We start from the raw sequence: 755 nt of genomic DNA on the forward strand, positions 1-755 counted from the left end.
CTTGACGAACAATAGAGGCTGGAAGAGCAAGGAATACTTTTTGTCCATCTACAATATTGCCTTTACTATCCTTTGCAATAACCTCAATCTGACTCTCACCGCCATTTAAATTAAGTGGTTTTAATGCACTGCCTAGTAAAGAGATAGCGGCGGTCATAGATTGTACTTTAATTTTGACCTGCTGCTGCTTTCCAGTTAATGTTTCTGTTAAGGTAGCAGTTAATACTGTTTTGCTAAGCGCCTCTTTTTCTGCATCTGTTAATCCGCCTCCTACCACAACATTAAAATCAACCAATCCATTGTTATCTGTATTAGCAACAATATTTGATGAGCCAGTTTGATTATTGATGGTTAATAAACTTGCCAACGACTTATCGTCGAGGGTAAGTTTGACTGGTTGATTGGCTACTTGTTCGCCAGATGACTGGTTATTGAGCTGAGCCTGTATTTTAGCAACACTACCAGCATTATTAAGAATATAGCCTGCTTGGTTATCAATATTATTTGTTGCATTCAAAATGTTTAGAGAAACGGTAGGAGTAACGATATTAACTTTCTGTATTTCAGACTTATAAGTAATATTATTTTCAACATAAAATAGTTGATAATTGATTCCAACACTTTTGAGATCAGCGCGCTGCTTGGCAGTTAGGTCATCTGGTATTTGAACGGCGAAAGTTGCATCACCGTTGAAATCTGTGGTCGCCGTCTCTTGAGCAATAGTGACACCATAAGTTTGTGCTTTAGCGCCTAGT

The 755-nt window shown here is 38.0% G+C and carries 1 protein-coding gene; it reads right to left on the reverse strand.

The window, feature by feature from the left end; genetic code table 11:
- Positions 1-755 (reverse strand): hypothetical protein (locus ACS8FD_RS19825; RefSeq protein ID WP_439277127.1); only part of this gene is annotated, 755 nt, incomplete at both ends.

Source organism: Psychrobacter sp. 1U2, from assembly GCF_051847575.1.